The organism is Thermoactinospora rubra (genome assembly GCF_002093975.1).
Classification (GTDB): Bacteria; Actinomycetota; Actinomycetes; order Streptosporangiales; family Streptosporangiaceae; genus Nonomuraea; species Nonomuraea rubra_A.
Map to the genome: position 1 here is coordinate 168755 of NZ_MSZZ01000022.1, position 14085 is coordinate 182839.

At 72.2% G+C, this 14085-nt stretch carries 13 protein-coding genes; 4 read left to right on the forward strand and 9 right to left on the reverse strand.

Annotated elements, in window-relative coordinates; genetic code table 11:
- Positions 1-218: 218 nt before the first annotated feature.
- The 3 genes from BSB02_RS22425 to BSB02_RS22435 are packed head-to-tail and all read right to left on the reverse strand — an operon-like array spanning position 219 to position 4284.
- Positions 219-2600, reverse strand: coding sequence for a [protein-PII] uridylyltransferase (locus tag BSB02_RS22425; protein WP_084961469.1), 2382 nt, complete (start codon positions 2598-2600; stop codon positions 219-221).
- Positions 2597-2935 carry a P-II family nitrogen regulator gene (locus BSB02_RS22430; protein ID WP_084961471.1) on the reverse strand — a complete coding sequence of 113 codons (339 nt, stop codon included), beginning with the start codon at positions 2933-2935 and terminating at the stop codon, positions 2597-2599. Before BSB02_RS22430 ends, BSB02_RS22425 begins: the two co-directional genes overlap by 4 nt.
- On the reverse strand, positions 2932-4284 hold the full coding sequence (locus BSB02_RS22435; protein WP_084961473.1) for an ammonium transporter: 1353 nt from the start codon (positions 4282-4284) through the stop codon (positions 2932-2934). The genes BSB02_RS22430 and BSB02_RS22435 overlap by 4 nt, the downstream gene beginning before the upstream one ends.
- A 269-nt stretch (positions 4285-4553) precedes the next feature.
- Between BSB02_RS22435 and BSB02_RS22440 the strand changes: the two genes are divergently transcribed.
- Positions 4554-5480 (forward strand): ABC transporter substrate-binding protein, encoded by a 927-nt coding sequence (locus BSB02_RS22440; RefSeq protein WP_084961475.1) that lies wholly within the window; start codon positions 4554-4556, stop codon positions 5478-5480.
- A 72-nt stretch (positions 5481-5552) separates the two neighbouring features.
- Here the strand turns inward: BSB02_RS22440 and BSB02_RS22445 are convergent, their stop codons facing one another.
- The 5 genes from BSB02_RS22445 to BSB02_RS22465 all read right to left on the reverse strand — a co-directional run bounded on the left by BSB02_RS22445 (position 5553) and on the right by BSB02_RS22465 (position 10944).
- Positions 5553-6494 (reverse strand): sigma-70 family RNA polymerase sigma factor, encoded by a 942-nt coding sequence (locus BSB02_RS22445; protein ID WP_084961477.1) that lies wholly within the window; start codon positions 6492-6494, stop codon positions 5553-5555.
- A gap of 109 nt (positions 6495-6603) precedes the next feature.
- Positions 6604-7725 (reverse strand): imidazolonepropionase, encoded by a 1122-nt coding sequence (gene hutI / locus BSB02_RS22450; RefSeq protein WP_084961479.1) that lies wholly within the window; start codon positions 7723-7725, stop codon positions 6604-6606.
- The gene (locus tag BSB02_RS22455) at positions 7722-9065 is read right to left on the reverse strand and encodes a formimidoylglutamate deiminase (RefSeq protein ID WP_084961481.1); all 1344 of its coding nucleotides are present in this window, start codon (positions 9063-9065) and stop codon (positions 7722-7724) included. The genes hutI and BSB02_RS22455 overlap by 4 nt, the downstream gene beginning before the upstream one ends.
- Positions 9062-10231, reverse strand: coding sequence for an allantoate amidohydrolase (locus tag BSB02_RS22460; RefSeq protein WP_084961483.1), 1170 nt, complete (start codon positions 10229-10231; stop codon positions 9062-9064). The genes BSB02_RS22455 and BSB02_RS22460 overlap by 4 nt, the downstream gene beginning before the upstream one ends.
- 26 nt (positions 10232-10257) lie before the next feature.
- A complete protein-coding gene (locus BSB02_RS22465) occupies positions 10258-10944 on the reverse strand; it encodes an SDR family oxidoreductase (RefSeq protein ID WP_084961485.1) in 687 nt (228 codons plus the stop codon).
- Between the two features lie 55 nt (positions 10945-10999).
- Here BSB02_RS22465 and BSB02_RS22470 point away from each other — a divergent pair, with 55 nt between their 5' ends.
- The 3 genes from BSB02_RS22470 to BSB02_RS22480 are packed head-to-tail and all read left to right on the forward strand — an operon-like array spanning position 11000 to position 13242.
- Positions 11000-11530, forward strand: a complete 531-nt coding sequence (locus BSB02_RS22470; protein ID WP_158088703.1) for a PadR family transcriptional regulator — start codon at positions 11000-11002, stop codon at positions 11528-11530.
- 15 nt (positions 11531-11545) lie between these two features.
- Complete coding sequence (locus tag BSB02_RS22475) at positions 11546-12499, forward strand: ATP-binding cassette domain-containing protein (RefSeq protein WP_338064354.1); 954 nt, start codon at positions 11546-11548, stop codon at positions 12497-12499.
- On the forward strand, positions 12496-13242 hold the full coding sequence (locus BSB02_RS22480; protein ID WP_084961489.1) for an ABC transporter permease: 747 nt from the start codon (positions 12496-12498) through the stop codon (positions 13240-13242). The genes BSB02_RS22475 and BSB02_RS22480 overlap by 4 nt, the downstream gene beginning before the upstream one ends.
- Here BSB02_RS22480 and BSB02_RS22485 read toward each other — a convergent pair.
- On the reverse strand, positions 13239-14042 hold the full coding sequence (locus BSB02_RS22485; protein ID WP_084961491.1) for a MurR/RpiR family transcriptional regulator: 804 nt from the start codon (positions 14040-14042) through the stop codon (positions 13239-13241). The genes BSB02_RS22480 and BSB02_RS22485 overlap by 4 nt on opposite strands.
- Between the last annotated feature and the right edge of the window lie 43 nt (positions 14043-14085).

Sequence of the window (14085 nt, forward strand, 5' to 3'; positions counted from 1 at the left end):
GCGCAGCGCGAACCGCGGCAGTGTCCGCTTTTGGCGGTCTCGCCGCGTGGCACGGCCACTGTCGGAGTTAAGCGTTGTCACCGCTGTCGCTACCCCTCAAGGTCATCCCATCGCATAGGACGGGTCATAAGTCGTCCACAAAGTATCCACAGGACGCGCACTACCCGGCAAAACCGACACAATCGTTACAAATGTGACCACAGACTGTGTATGTCTGTTTATCGCAGCGCGGCGAGCACCTGGTCGCGGACCTCGTTGCGCTGCGCGTCGTCGCTGAGGGGGCGACCGGCGCGATCGACCACGTAGAAGACGTCCACCGCCTCCGCGCCCAGAGTCTCCACACGAGCAGCTTTCACGTCAAGTCCGCACTCGCCGAAAGCGCGCCCAATCCGCCACAAAAGCCCAGGTCGGTCGTGGGCTCTGACTTCGACAACTGTCGCTGTGGCAGAAGCGTCGTCAACAAGGGAGACACGCGGAGGGGCGACGGGGACCCGCGCGGGCCGGACCGAGCGGGTACGGCGGGCCAGGCGCTGTTCGATGTCGAGCCGCCCGGCCAGGACCAGCCGCAGGTCGGCCTCCAGCGTGGCGGGGTCGGGCGGCGAGCCGTACTCGGGGATGACCGAGAACTCGATGACGGCGGTCGACCCGGCGGAGGCGGCGGAGGCCGAGCGGACCACCAGGTGGTGTGCCGCGAGCACGCCCGCCGCCCGCCACAGCAGGCCGGGGCGGTCGGGCGCGACGACGGTGACGGCGGTGCCGTTGACCCGGACCGCACCGCCGCCGTGCCGGGCCAGCGCGGCCTGCTCGGGCGAGAGGGCGGGCGGCCTGGGCGGCGGCGAGCCGGCGAGCACCGAGCGGACGCGGCGCACCAGGTCGGCGACCAGGCCCGCCTTCCAGGAGTTCCACGCGGCCGGGCCGGTGGCGTGGCCGTCCGCGACGGCCAGCGCGGCCAGCAGGCCGAGCACCTCCCGGTCGCCGACCGCCCCGGCGACCTTCTCGATCGTCACCGGGTCGTCCAGGTCGCGGCGCGTGGCGGTCTCGGGCAGCAGCAGGTGGTGGCGCACGACGGTGGCGAGGATCTCCACGTCGGCGGGGGGCAGCCCGATGCGGGCGCCGATGTCGCGCACCACGACCTCGCCGGTGGCCGAGTGGTCGCCGGGCCAGCCCTTGCCGATGTCGTGCAGCAGGGCGGCGATGAGCAGCAGGTCGGGCCGGGAGACCTCGCGGGTGTGCGCGGCGGCGTTGGCGGCCGTCTCGATCAGGTGGCGGTCGACCGTGAAGCGGTGGATCGGGTTGCGCTGCGGCCGGTGCCGTACCCGCTCCCAGTCGGGCAGCAGCTTGACCAGCACGCCCGCCTGGTCCAGCTCCTCCCAGACGGGTACGGCGGCGCGCCCGGCGCCCAGCAGCGCCACGAGCGCGTCGCGGGCCTCGGGCGGCCACGGCACCGGCATCGGCGGCGACTGGGCCGCCAGCGTGGAGACGGTGGCCGGGGCGAGGGGCAGCCCGGCCTCGGCCGCGGCGGCCGCCGCGCGCAGGACGAGCACGGGATCCTTGCGGGGGTCGGCCCCGCGGGCGAGCACGACCTCGCCGCCGTGCTCGACCACGCCGTCGGCCACCGGCCTGCGCCCGCGCGGCTGCGGACCGGCCAGCAGGCGGTCGACGGCGCGCCAGGTGCCGTCGAAGGCGTGGGAGACGGTACGGCCGGCCTCGGCCAGCCTGCGCATGAGCGCGTCGGCGTCCAGCAGGCCCAGCGCGCCGGCCACGGCGTCCTGCTCCTGCAGGACCAGCCGGTCGGCGCCGCGCGCGGTCACCACGTGGAGGGCGTGGCGGACGTCGAGGATGAACTCGTAGGCCTCGCGGACCCGGGGCCCGGGGGCGGAGGCCACCCAGGCGGCGGCGACGGCCTGCATGGCCTGCACGTCGCGCAGGCCGCCGCGGCAGTCCTTGAGGTCGGGTTCGAGGAGGAAGGCGAGCTCGCCGCAGCTCTCGGCGCGGCGGTCCGCGGCCTCGCGCAGCTCGGCGAGGCGGCGGCGGGAGTCGGCCCGCCACTCGGCGAGCACCGCCTCCCGCGCCTTCCTCGTCAGCTCGGGATCGCCCGCGACGTGCCTGGCCTGGATCAGGCCCAGCGCGGCCTTGAGGTCCTCGCGGGCGACCTGCACGGCCTCCTCGACCGTGCGCACCGAGTGGTCGAGGCCGACGCCGGAGTCCCAGATCGGGTACCAGATCCGGTCCGCGACCACGGCGATGTCGTGGCTGCCGTCGTGCAGCAGGACCAGATCCAGGTCGCTGCCCGGCGCGAGCTCCCCCCGCCCCAGACTCCCCACCGCGACCATGGTCACGCCTCCGGCGTGACGGCTCGGGGCGCCTTCAAAGCCTGCTCTTCCCTCGTCGCGGTGAGGGCGCTGGGCGCCCTCACCGCTCCTCAGTCCAGAGCCGGCCGCGCCCCTCGCGGGCTCGGGCGTTGGACGCCCTCGCCAACCCTCAGTGGTGGACGTGCCCCGGGCGAGGAGCGCGGTGGCGAGGAGATCACGCAACCAGCGGTCGATCTCGGCGGTCCGCGACGAGCGCTCCGCCGAGAACGAACGGACCGAATCTCTCACAGGGCCTCGGGGCCCCGCTCTCCGGTGCGGACCCGTACCACGGTGTCCACGGGCACGGACCACACCTTCCCGTCGCCGATCTTCCCGGTCTGGGCGGCCTTGACGATGACGTCGATGACGTCCTCGGCGTCCTCCTCGTCGGCCAGCACCTCGACGCGCACCTTGGGCACCAGGTCGACCTGGTACTCGGCGCCGCGGTAGACCTCGGTGTGGCCGCGCTGGCGGCCGTAGCCGCTGGCCTCGCTGACCGTCATGCCCTTGATGCCGAACTGCTCCAGGGCGGCCTTGACGTCATCGAGCTTGAAGGGCTTGATGACCGCGGTGATGAGTCTCATGCGTCCACCTTCTTAGCTGCGGAGGGCACGGGGCCGTTGGCGGAGACCACGCCGGAGGCGTGGACGCTGCCGAGGTCGTAGCCGGTCTCGGCGTGGGTGGTGATGTCGATGCCGGTCACCTCGGCCTCCTCGGCGATGCGGAAGCCCATGGTCTTGTCGATGAGCTTGCCCAGCACCCAGGAGATCACGAAGGAGTACGCGCCCACCGCGACCGGGCCGAGGATCTGCAGGCCGAGCTGGGTGAGGCCGCCGCCGTACAGCAGGCCCTTGTTCTGGCCGGGCAGGAAGGGGTAGGCGGCGACGAAGCCGAGCGACACGGCGCCGATCACGCCGCCGACCAGGTGGACGCCGACGACGTCGAGGGAGTCGTCGTAGCCGAGCTTGTTCTTCAGGCCGACCGCGTAGCAGCAGACGACGCCGGCGAGCAGGCCGATGACCACGGCCGCCCAGGGGTCGACGAAGCCGCAGGCGGGGGTGATGGCGACCAGGCCGGCGACCGCGCCGGAGGCCACGCCGAGGGTGGTGGAGTGCTTGTCGCGCAGTTTCTCCACGACGATCCAGGCGCCCGCGGCGACGGCGGTGGCGATCTGGGTGTTCATGAAGGCCAGGCCAGCGGTCTGGTCGGCGGCCAGCTCGGAGCCGGCGTTGAAGCCGAACCAGCCGAACCACAGCAGGCCGGTGCCGAGCAGGACCAGCGTGAGGTTGTGCGGCCGCATCGGCTCCTTGCCCCAGCCCTTGCGCTTGCCGAGCACCAGGGCGAGCGCCAGGGCGGCGGCGCCGGCGTTGATGTGGACGACCGTGCCGCCCGCGAAGTCCTCGATGCCCAGGTCGGTCAGCCAGCCGCCGCCCCAGACCCAGTGCGCCACGGGGAAGTACACCAGCGTGGCCCACAGCGTGGCGAAGGCCACCCAGGCGCCGAACTTGGCGCGGTCGGCGATGGCGCCGCTGATCAGCGCGACGGTGATGATGGCGAAGGTGAGCTGGAAGGCCGAGTAGACCATCATCGGGAAGTTGTCGACGGCCGCGGCCTCGGCGGTGATCTGCTTGGCCGCGTCCTCGACGATGAGGTTCTCGTAGACGGCGTTGAAGACGCCCGCCAGCCCCAAGTAGTCCAGACCACCGATGATCTTGTCCACCGCGCCGTTCCCGGCCGAGTCGAAGAACAGCGAGAACCCGTAGAGAACCCAGGTGATCGTCACCACGATGATGCTGACGAAGGACATCATCATCATGTTGAGCACGCTCTTGGCCCGGGTCATGCCCCCGTAGAAGAACGCGAGGCCCGGAGTCATCAGCAGCACCAGGGCGGTGCATACCAGCATCCAGGCGGTAGTGCCGCTATCGATCATCGATGCGACCCTCCTTCAATTGGCGTGTGGCCCGTCTTTCGTGTCGCAGTGATCGCTTCCAGGGCACCGTCGACCGGCCGCGCACTGACGTTGACGAGAAGGGTGTTCTTCCGCCGTTTCACGCCTCGACCAGGCATGTTTCACGTTCGTGAATCTCCACGCCGGGGTGTTTCCATCATGTTTCGGACACCTCACAACAGAGGTAACGGAACACCGCCTCTACACTAAGGCGAGCCTTACCTAATCCCCTACGTGAGGACTGTCTGCCCATGCGTCTGCGCCTGGCCGCTCTCGCCATGCTGCCCCTCGTCGCCCTGTCGGCCTGCGGGTCGTCCACCTCCGCCGGAGCGGACGGCCCCACCCGGACGGTCAAGCACGCCATGGGGACCACGCAGGTCCCGATGACCCCCAAGCGGGTGGTCGTGCTGGACACCGACAAGCTCGACACGCTGGTCTCCCTCGGGATGAGCCCCGTCGGCGCCGCCCAGGCGGGCGAGAGCCAGAAGTGGCCCGCCTACCTCGGCTCGGCCCTGGCCGCCACCAAGCCGGTGGGCACCCTGCAGCAGCCGAGCATCGAGGCCATCTCGGCACTCAAGCCCGACCTCATCCTCGGCTCGAAGTTCCGCCAGGAGGCCTTCTACGACAAGCTGAGCAAGATCGCGCCGACCGTCTTCACCGAGAAGGTGGGCGTCACGTGGAAGGAGAACTTCCTCCTGGACGCCGAGGCGCTCGGCAAGAAGGAGCAGGCCGCCAAGCTGCTGGCCGACTACGAGGCACGCGCCAAGCAGATCGGCGCCGGGTACGCCAAGCTCAAGATCAGCATTGTGCGCTTCATGCCCACCGAGATCCGCATGTACGGCCCCGAGTCCTTCAGCGGCATCGTCGTCGGCGACGCGGGCATCGGCCGCCCCGAGCCGCAGCTGCTGGCGAACCAGCCGGACAAGCGCTTCGGCAAGCTGTCGCAGGAGAACCTGGCCCTGGCCGACGGCGACGCCCTCTTCTACAGCGCGTACGGCGAAGCCGCCAAGGAGCAGCAGGCCCAGATCACGGCCGGACCGCTGTGGAAGAACCTCAAGGCGGTCTCGGCCGGGCATGCGTTCAACGTCGACGACGAGGTGTGGATGCTGGGCATCGGCGTCACCGCCGCCGGCAAGATCCTCGACGACCTCGACAAGTACCTCAAGCCCCTGGCCTGAGAGTCACAGGACCGTAAGTCACGGGCCGCCTGACGGGCAGGTGGCCCGAGGGTCAGAGAGTCACGGAGCGGGTCAGGCGGCCGAGGAGGCCATCTTCCGCAGCCGGGCCAGCGCGTCGCGCTCGATGCGGCGCGCCCGGTCGCGGCCGATGCCGTAGCGCTCCCCCACCTCGGTGAGGGTGTGCTCGCGGCCGTCCACCAGCCCGTAGCGCCAGCGCAGCATGTCGCGGGTGGCGCCCTCCAGACCGGTCAGCCACTCGTCCAGCCGCTCCCGCTCGATGCTGTCGATCGCCTGCTGCTCCGGGTCGGCCCAGGTCTCATCCGCGATCATGTCGCCCAGCTCGGTCTCGTCCTCGTCGCCCACGCCCAGCTGGAGCGAGACCGGGTCGGAGGCCCAGCGGCGCAGCTCGCGCACCCGCTCGATGGGCAGGTCGAGCACCTCGGCCAGCTCGTCGTCGCTCGGCTCGACGTCCAGCTCGGCCAGCATGTCGCGGCGCACCCGCATCAGCCGGGTCATCTGCTCGCCGGCGTGCGTGGGCAGCCGAACCGGGCGGGCCTGCTCGTGGATCGCGCGCCCCACCGACTGGCGGATCCACCACGTGGCGTAGGTCGAGAACTTGTAGCCGCGCCGGTAGTCGAACTTCTCCACCGCGCGGACCAGGCCCAGGTTCCCCTCCTGGACCAGGTCGATCAGCGGCATCCCGCGGCCGGAGTACTTGCGCGCCACGGCCACCACCAGCCGCAGGTTGGCCTGGATGAACTCCTCCTTGGCCCGCTGTCCGGAGATCGCCAGGCGCTCGAGCTCCTCGTCCGTGGCGTCCCCGATGCGCGGCTCCGTGCCTCCCCCGTCCAGCAACTGCTCGGCGAAGAGCCCCGCTTCGATGCGCTTGGCGAGCTCGACCTCCTCCTCCGCGGTGAGGAGCGGGACCTTCCCGATCTCCGCCAGGTAGGTCCCGAGCAGGTCGCGTTCCGCGGCCGCCTGCTCCTGCGTGCGATTCCCCGTAGGCCTTGCCATCCCCAGGCACCTCGTTCCCGCAGCTGCGTTCTATACCCCGGCAACGTTTCGCCCGATGCAAAGATTCCCTCAAGGGGTACGCCTGGAGGACGGTTCTGCTCCTCCTCCTTCAGGAGGAGACGACCCGGCGCACCAGCGGCACCCCGGGGCGGTAGGCGAGGTGGACGTAGGAGGGCGCGTCGAGGATCACCAGGTCGGCGCGCGATCCGGGACGCAGGACGCCCACGTCGTCACGTCGCAGCGCCCTCGCTCCGCCGTACGTGGCGGCCCTGACGGCCTCCAGCGGGGTCATGCCCATCTCCCGTACGGCCAGCGCGATGCAGAAGGGCATGGAGGTGGTGTAGGAGGAGCCCGGGTTGCAGTCGGTGGCCAGGGCGACGGTCACACCCGCGTCCAGCAGCCGGCGCGCGTCCGGGTACGGCGAGCGGGTGGAGAACTCCGCGCCCGGCAGCAGCGTGGCGACCGTGCCGGAGGAGGCCAGGGCGTCGACGTCGGCGTCGGTGAGGTGCGTGCAGTGGTCGGCCGAGGCCGCGCCGAGCTCGCACGCGATCTGGACGCCGGGCCCCTCGCCCAGCTGGTTGGCGTGCACGCGCGGCAGCAGCCCGGCCTTGACGCCGGCGGTCAGGATCTCCCGGGTCTGGTCGCCGTCGAAGGCGCCGCGCTCGCAGAAGACGTCCACCCATTTGGCGTACGGCGCGCACGCGGCGAGCATCTCGCCGGTCACCAGCCGGACGTAGTCGTCGGCGGGCATGTCGGCGGGCACCACGTGGGCGCCCAGGAAGGTCGTCTCCTCGGTGTGCCGGGCGGCGATGGCCAGCGAGCGGCGCTCGTCCTCCACCGTGAGCCCGTAGCCGCTCTTGATCTCCACGGTCGTGGTGCCCTGCCGCCGCATCTCCTCCAGCAGCCGGGCCGTGCCGCGCTCCAGCGTGGCGTCGTCCGCGGCCCTGGTGGCGGCCACCGTGGTCCGGATCCCGCCCGCCGTGTACGGCCGGCCGGACATGCGGGCGTTGAACTCCTCGGTGCGGTCGCCCGCGAAGACCAGGTGGGCGTGGCTGTCGACGAAGCCGGGGATGACGCAGCCGCCCCGGGCGTCCTCGCGCTCGTCGGCCGCCGGGGCGCGGCTGGAGGGGCCGACCCAGGCGACCCTGCCGTGCTCGATCACCAGCGCCGCGTCACGGTGCTCCTCGTGCCCGTCGAACAGCAGCCCGATCCCGTCCACGAGCAGGCTCATCCGATCGCCTCTCTCAGCGCTTCCTTCAACGCCTGTTTCAACATCGTCCCGACGTCGCCCAGCACGTGCCGCCCGTCCTCCACGACGCGGCGCCCGCCGGACACCACGCTGTGCACGTCGGCCGCCGTCGCCGCGAACACCACCGTCTCGACGGCCGTCTCGCGGGTGGCGCCGGCCGTACGGACCGAGTCCAGGCGGATGGAGACCAGGTCGGCCCAGGCGCCGGGCACCAGCAGCCCCGCGTCGGGGAAGCCGAGCGAGGAGTGGCCCACGCCGGTCGCGGCCGACAGCAGCTCGTGCGCCTGCCAGTGGCCGCGCCGCTGGGTGGCCAGGCGCTCGTCGAGCTCCACCGCCCTGGCCTCCTCCAGCAGGTCGACGACGGCGTGGCTGTCGGAGCCCAGCGTGATCGGCGAGCCGCGCTCGAACAGCGTCCTGGCCGGGCCGATGCCGTCGGCCAGGTCCCGCTCGGTGGTGGGGCACATGCACACGTGGGTCCTCGACTGGCCCAGCAGCTCGATGTCGACGTCCGACAGGTGGGTGGCGTGGACCGCGGTGGAGCGGGGGCCCAGGGCGCCGTGTTCGGCGAGCACCTGGACGGGGCTGGCGGCGTACATCTGCACGCAGGCGTCGTTCTCGGCCCGCTGCTCCGACACGTGGGCGTGCAGCGGGGCGGCGTGCTTGTGGGAGAACTCCACCACGACGGGCATCTGCTCGGGCGGCACCGCGCGCACCGAGTGGATGGCCGCGCCGATCTCCACGTCGCGCTGCCCGTCGTAGGCGGCGGCCAGCGCCTCCACGCGGGAGGCCCACCGGTCGGCCGTGCCGTCGCCGAACCGGAGCTGGACCCCCTGCAGCCCGGCGCCGATCCCGCCCGTCAAGTAGCAGGTGTCCAGCAGGGCGATGCGCAGCCCCGCCTCGCGCGCCGCCCGGACCAGCGCGTGCCCCATCTCGTTGGGGTCGGAGTACGGCTCGCCGCCCGGCCCGTGGTGCAGGTAGTGGAACTCGCCCACGCAGGTGACGCCGGCCAGCGCCATCTCGGCGTAGACGGCTCTGGCCAGCGCGTAGTAGGAGTCGGGGTCGAGGGCGGCGGCGGTCTCGTACATCTGGTCGCGCCAGGTCCAGAAGTCGCCCTTGCCGCGCTGGGTCCGGCCCCGCAGCGCCCGGTGGAAGGCGTGGGAGTGCGCGTTGGCCATGCCGGGGACGGTCAGCCCGGGCAGCCGGACCGCGTCGTGGGCGGGGCCCTGGTCGACGCGGGAGATGCGCTCGCCGTCGGTCTCGATCAGCACGCTCTCGGTGACGCCGTCGGCCAGCCAAGCGTACTCGCACCAGTAGGTGGTCATCGGGTCAGCTCCTCCAGCGCGGCCGCCAAGGCGGTCACGCCCGCCTCGCAGTCGGATCGCTCCGCGTGTTCGTCGGGCGAATGGGAAATACCCGTCGGATTACGGACGAAAAGCATCGCGCTGGGTACCCCTGCCGACGCGAGGATCCCGGCGTCGTGCCCGGCTCCCGTGGGCAGGGCGGGCACCTCCACGCCGAGCCCCCGCCCCGCCGCCCGCGCGACCCTCTCCCGCAGGCCCAGGTCGAAGTCGACGACGGGCGTCCAGGACTCCTCCCGCACCTCGGCGCCCTCGGCCAGCTCCGCCACCAGCGCCCGCACCTCGCGCTCCCCGGGCCCGCGGGCGTCCAGCCAGCCGGTCACCAGGCCCGGGATCGCGTTGGCGTTGTTGGGCGAGACGCGGACCTTGCCGAAGGTGGCCACGACGCCGTGGCGGACCGCCGCCTCCCGCGCGGCCAGCACCTTGGCCGCGTAGGCGAGCATGGGGTCGTCGCGGTCCTCCAGCCGCGTGGTGCCCGCGTGGTTGGCCTGGCCGCGGAAGTCGAAGCGCCACCGCCCGTGCGGCCAGATCGCGCTGGCCACCCCGACCGGCGCGCCCAGGTCCACCAGCCCGCGGCCCTGCTCGATGTGCAGCTCCACGAACACGCCGACGTGCCCCAGGGTCTCCGGGTCCGCGCCGAGCTCCTCCGGCTTGCGACCGGCGCGCGACAGCACGTCGGCCAGCGTGTCGCCCGCGTCGTCGGTCAGCGCGAGGGCCCGCCCGGGGTCCAGCACGCCCGTCAGCAGCCGCGAGCCCATGCAGGGCACGCCGAACCTGGCGCCCTCCTCGTCGGTGAAGCAGGCCACCCCCAGCGGCCTGCCGGGGACGAAGCCCCGGCTCCTGAGCAGGTCGAGGGCCGCGAACGCCGACACCACGCCCAGCGGGCCGTCGAAGGCGCCGCCCTGCCGTACCGAGTCCAGGTGGCTGCCGGTGACCACGCCGGGCCGCCGGGAGGGGTCGCCCCACCAGGCCCACAGGTTGCCGTTGCGGTCTTCGCGCAGGTCCAGCCCGCGCCGGGCGGCCTGGTCGGCGAACCACTCGCGCAGTCGCATGTCGGCGGGCGACCAGGCGTCCCGCACATAGCCGCCGGTGCCGGGGTCCCGGCCGATGTCCGCGAGGTCTTCGAGCATGGACCCACTGTAGTGAATAGCTTCATTCACGACACGGGGCCGCTCCGGGGACGCAGCGTGAGCTCGGTCAGGTGCGCGTCGGGACCGGCGGTCACGGCGGCCACGATCGCCCTGGCGACGGTCTCGGCCTGCAGGTACTTCTCCGGCTCGTACGGCCCGCCCTCCTGCTCGCGCACGCTGCGCTGCATGTCGGTGTCCACGCGGCCCGGGTAGACCGTGGTGACGCGCAGCGACGGCTCCTCCAGGCGCAGGGCGTCGGCGAAGGCGCGCAGGGCGAACTTGCTGGCCGCGTACGAGGCCCAGCCGGGGTTGGCGCGCTGCCCCGAGCCGGAGTTCACGCACACCACGTGCCCTCCGGCGGCCCGCAGCGCCGGCAGCAGCAGCCTGGTCAGCTCGGCGACGGCGACCACGTTGACCTCCATCGTGTCGCGCCACACCTGGGCGGGCGTGTCGGCCACGCGGCCCAGCCGTACCGTCCCGGCGCTGTGGACGAGCACGTCGAGCAGGTCGACGCCGGCCACGTCCCGCTCGGTCACCGCCGTGAGCTCCACCGGCCAGGCCCTGGCCTCGGGCAGCTCGGCGGCCAGCTTCTCCAGCCGTGTGCGGTCGCGTCCGCCCAGGATCAGCCGGTGGGTCGGGGCCAGCGCCCGCGCCACCGCCTCGCCCACTCCCCGGGAGGCCCCCGTCACCAGCGCAGTCGGTCGTTCAGCCATGCCCGCCAGCCTAAAGCCGTTGACACGGTACTCAAATTTGAATACAAACTTGAGTATGTCCTCGACCCGGCTGCTCATCCTCGGCACCCTGCTGGACGAGCCGCGCAACGGCTACCAGGTGCGGCGGATCCTCGAGATGTGGGGCGCCAACCACTGGGCCAACGTCGCGTTCGGGTCGATCTACCACGGGCTCGGCAAGATGGCCGACGAAGGGCTCCTCGACGTCGTCGAGCAGGGCAAGGGCGGCAAGACCGTCTACGCCGTGACCGACGTGGGCCGCCAGGAGTTCTACCGGCTGCTGCTGACCGCCTGGACGCAGCTGCAGCCCATCGTGGACCCGTTCCAGGTCGCCATGACCTTCATGAACCGCCTGGGCAAGGGCGACCTGCTGGCCGCGCTGCGCACCCGGATCGACCAGCTCAAGCTGTCCATCGGCATGTGCGAGCGGGCGATCGGCGCCAAGCAGTCCTACGGCGCGCCCCGCCACATCGACGAGAACCTCAAGCTCAACATGAAGATGCTGCGGGCCCAGCTGGAGTGGTGCGAAGAGGCCGTCAAGCGGGTCGAGGACGACGAGCTCCCCTGACCGAGGAGAACCCTCATGATGATCAACGCGCACGGGTTGCGCAAAACCTTCACCACGCGCTCGCGCAAGGGCAGCCAGACCGTCGAGGCGGTCAGGGGCGTGGACTTAGAGGTCCAGCGGGGCGAGATCTACGGCGTCCTCGGACCCAACGGCGCCGGGAAGACCACCACCATCCGCATGCTCGCCACGCTCATCGCCCCCGACGCCGGCACGGCCACCGTCGCCGGCCACGACCTGCTCAAGCAGCCGCGGGAGATCCGGCGGCGGCTGGGCTACGTCAGCCAGGCCGGCGGGGTCGACGACATGTCCACGCCCCGGGCGCAGCTGCTGTTCGCCGCCAGGCTGTACGGCGTGGCCGACCCCGCCGCCGCGGCCGAGGAGGTGCTGAAGACCTTCGACCTGGCCGAGCTGGCCGACCGGCCGGGCCGTACCCTCTCCGGCGGCCAGAAGCGCCGCGTCTCCCTCGCGCTCGGCCTGGTCCACACCCCGCCGCTGCTGTTCCTCGACGAGCCGACCACCGGCCTGGACCCGCAGAACCGCGCCAACCTCTGGGACAGGATCAGGCAGCTGCGCGACCAGGGCACCACCGTGCTGCTGAGCACCCACTACCTGGAGGAGGCCGACGCCCTGTGCGACCGGCTGGCCATCGTCGACCACGGCGTGGTCGTGGCCGAGGGCACGCCCGGCACGCTCAAGCGGGAGCTGTCCGGCGACGTGATCACGCTCCGCCTCGACGACGCCGCGCGCGGCGCCGAGGTCCTGCGCCCCTACGCCAAGGAGACCCGCCTGGACGGGGAGTTGCTGCGCGTCTACGCCGACGACGGCGAGCACGCCCTGCCGTCCATGCTGCGCACGCTGGAGGAGCACGGGCTCGGCCTGAAGTCCGTGGCGCTCGACCGATCCACCCTCGACGACGTCTTCCTGGCCAAGACCGGCCGTTCCCTGCGCGACACCGGAGCCGCCGCATGATCCGCGACACGCTGCTGTTCTTCCGCTACGAGATGGCCAAGACCTTCAGGAACCCCGTCTGGCCCCTGTTCGGCATCCTGCAGCCGGTCCTGTACCTGCTGATGTTCGCCCCGCTGACCAAGGGGCTCGTGGGCGGCTCGGAGGTCGAGGCGCTGCGGGCGTTCACCCCGGCCGCGCTCATGATGATCGCCGTGTTCGGGTCGCTGTTCACCGGCTTCGGGCTGATCGCCGACCTGCGCAACGGCTCGCTGGAACGGCTGGCCGTCAGCCCGGCCTGGCGTCCGGCGCTGGTGCTCGGCCGGGTCCTGCGCGACATGGTCACGCTCGTGGTGCAGGCCCTGCTGGTGTTCGCCGTGGCCGCGCTCATGGGGCTGCGGGTGGGACCGGTCGAGCTGGTGCTGATGCTGCTGCTCATGGCCGCCACCGGGCTGTTCGCCTCCAGCCTGTCGCAGGGGCTCGCGCTGGCCGTGCGGGACGAGAACGGCATGTCCCAGACGCTCAATCTGTTCATGCTGCCCGTCATGCTGCTGGCCGGGCTGTTCATCCCGATCGCGTTCGCGCCGGAGTGGATGCAGACGATCGCGCCGGTCAACCCGCTCTACCACGCGGCCGAGGCCGGGCGGGCGCTGTTCGCCGGACGGCTGGGGGACAGCGAGATCCCGATCGCGTTCGGGCTGTTCATCGCGCTGGCGGCGCTGACGACGACCTGGTCGGTGCGGTCGCTGCGCAGGATCGCGGGCTAACCCGGCTCGAAGGTGCCCGCCTCCTCGGCCAGCCGCTCGTACTCCTCCAGGCGCTTACGGGTCCGCAACGGCTCGGCGTCGGCCATGGCCTCGACCAGGGCCATGGCCAGGGCGAGGGGCGCGGCGTGGGAGTCGAACACCAGCCGGTCGCCGACGGGCGCGTCGAGCAGGACCTCGGCGGGCAGGCCGGGCCGGTCGGCGATGACGGCCCGCTTCAGGCCCGCCTTCTCCGCGAACCTCAGGGCGTGGACGGCTTCCGCGGGATACCTCGGCAGCACGAAGGCGACCATCCACTCGGCTCCCGCGTTCCTGGCGGCGTGCAGGGCGTCGAGCAGTTCCGAGCCGCCGTGGGTGAGCAGGCGGACGTCCGGGTGGATGCGCCGGGCGTAGTAGGCGAAGGTCGTCGCCAGGCCGGAGGAGACGCGCAGGCCGACGACGGGCAGGGGCGCGCCGGCGGCCAGGTCCTTGCCGAGGGACTGCAGGGGCAGGCTCGCGAGCCGGTCCTTGAGGGCGCGGAGGTTGCGGATCTCGCCGTCGATCGCGCTCTCGATGAGGTCGGGCTGCGGCCTGGCGCCCAGGACGAGGGGGCGCAGGGCGTTGCGCAGCTCGGGGTAGCCGGCGAAGCCGAGCGCCACGGCGAACCTCGTCACCGACGGCTGGCTCACTCCGGCCCGTTCGGCGAGCTCGACGCTGGACAGGAAGATCGCCTCGGTGAGGTGCTCCGACAGGTAGTGCGCGATCCGCCGCTGCACGGGCGACAACCTGCGCCCGTGCAGCAACTCGTCGAGGCTGCCGGCCATGCCGGGCCCTCCTCTCTCGTGGCTGTGCCCGTGCCGTGCCCGT